Below are 2245 nucleotides of genomic sequence, written 5' to 3'. Positions count from 1 at the left end.
ACCACCACGGATGAGGCGGGCAACAGTGCCACGGCGACGGACGATCACCCTTACAACATTGATACTGACATTGCGGCAGCGATCACTATTACCTCGATTGCTACCGATGATAATGTAACCGGACCTGATTCTGAACAGTCCCAAGCGATCATCGGTACGGTTGGCGGCGATGTGAAAGCGGGCGATTGGGTAACAGTGACCCTTGATGGAAAAACGTTAGGCACCGCCGAAGTACAAGCGGATAAGTCATGGCGTTTGTCTGTTGATGGCAAGGTCTTGTTGGATGCGAATACGGATCATGTTGGCGCAACAGTGACCACCACTGATACCGCAGGCAACAGCAAAACCGCCACAGCTGAGCATAATTATACGGTGGATGTTAACGCGACTATCGATATCGATAAGATCACTGGCGATAACGTCATTACTCAACAAGAAGGCCATCAGCAGAGCATTGCGATCACCGGTACGGTGGGCGGTCAGGTGCAAGTGGGTGACAAGGTCGTGGTGACGATCAATGGCACCGATTACAACACCCAGGTTGAGGCGGGTAACACATGGTCAGTGAATGTCACGGGCAAGGATGTGTTGCATGCAGATAAAGCCACTGCCACAGTCACAACGTCATACAGTTCACATAATGACACCGCAAACAGTGAAGAAAATTATCAGGTTGGCATCAATGCGGGTGTCACCATCACCACCATTGGTGGTGACAATGTAATCAATGAGAATGAGTCCCACGGCAAAGTGCCTGTAACCGGTACCGTTGGTGGTGATGTCAAAGTTGGCGATACCGTTACGATCACTGTAGATGGTAAAGCGGTAGGTACGGCCACAGTAGAAAATCACAATGGCAAGTTAACGTGGACGGCTGAGGTTGACGGCAGCGTATTAGATAACGCTACCACCGATAATGTCACCGCCACCGTGACAACTCATGATGAAGCAGGTCATAGCGCTACTGCGACAGATGATCATATTTACAACATTGATACTGACATTGCGGCAACGATCACTATTACCTCGATTGCTACCGATGGTGTTATCAACGCAGATGAAGCGCACAGCAAAGTCCCGGTCACGGGTACCGTGGGCGCAGATGTTAAAGTCGGCGATACCGTTACGGTCGTTGTTGATGGTCAAACCGTGGGCACCACAAAAGTTGTGGAGCAGGACGGCAAGTTAACGTGGACGGCAGAAGTTGAGGGCAGTGTTTTAGACGGTGCGACGGCTGATAGTGTGACGGCAACCGTCACCACCACGGATGAGGCGGGTAACAGTGCCACGGCGACGGACGATCACCCTTACAACATTGATACTGACATTGCGGCAACGATCACTATTACCTCGATTGCTACCGATGATAATGTAACCGGCCCTGATTCTGAACAGTCCCAAGCGATCATCGGTACGGTTGGCGGTGATGTAAAAGCGGGCGATTGGGTAACAGTGACCCTTGATGGTAAAACGTTAGGCACCGCCGAAGTACAAGCGGATAAGTCATGGCGTTTGTCTGTTGATGGCAAGGTCTTGTTGGATGCGAATTCGGATCATGTTGGCGCAACAGTGACCACCACTGATACCGCAGGTAACAGCAAAACCGCCACGGCTGAGCATAATTATACGGTGGATGTTAACGCGACTATCGACATTGATAAGATCACTGGCGATAACGAGATCACTCAACAAGAAGGTCATCAGCAGAGCATTGCGATCACCGGTACGGTTGGCGGTCAGGTGCAAGTGGGTGACAAGGTCGTGGTAACGATTAATGGCACCGATTACAACACCCAGGTTGAGGCGGGTAACACATGGTCAGTGAATGTCACGGGCAAGGATGTGTTGCATGCAGATAAAGCCACTGCCACAGTCACAACGTCATACAGTTCACATAATGACACCGCAAACAGTGAAGAAAATTATCAGGTTGGCATCAATGCGGGTGTCACCATCACCACCATTGGTGGTGACAATGTAATCAATGAGAATGAGTCCCACGGCAAAGTGCCTGTAACCGGTACCGTTGGTGGTGATGTCAAAGTTGGCGATACCGTTACGATCACTGTAGATGGTAAAGCGGTAGGTACGGCCACAGTAGAAAATCACAATGGCAAGTTAACGTGGACGGCTGAGGTTGACGGCAGCGTATTAGATAACGCTACCACCGATAATGTCACCGCCACCGTGACAACTCATGATGAAGCAGGTCATAGCGCTACTGCGACAGATGATCATATTTACA

1 protein-coding gene is annotated in these 2245 nt (G+C 50.4%); it reads left to right on the top strand.

Translation table 11 applies throughout. The features are described 5' to 3' along the window. Positions 1-2245 (top strand): Ig-like domain-containing protein (locus CZ809_RS20510; protein ID WP_144396219.1); only part of this gene is annotated, 2245 nt, incomplete at both ends.

The organism is Photobacterium piscicola (genome assembly GCF_900166965.1).
Taxonomy (GTDB): Bacteria; Pseudomonadota; Gammaproteobacteria; order Enterobacterales; family Vibrionaceae; genus Photobacterium; species Photobacterium piscicola.
Note: the sequence above shows the minus strand (reverse complement) of the source record. Positions and strands in the feature narration are given on the sequence as shown.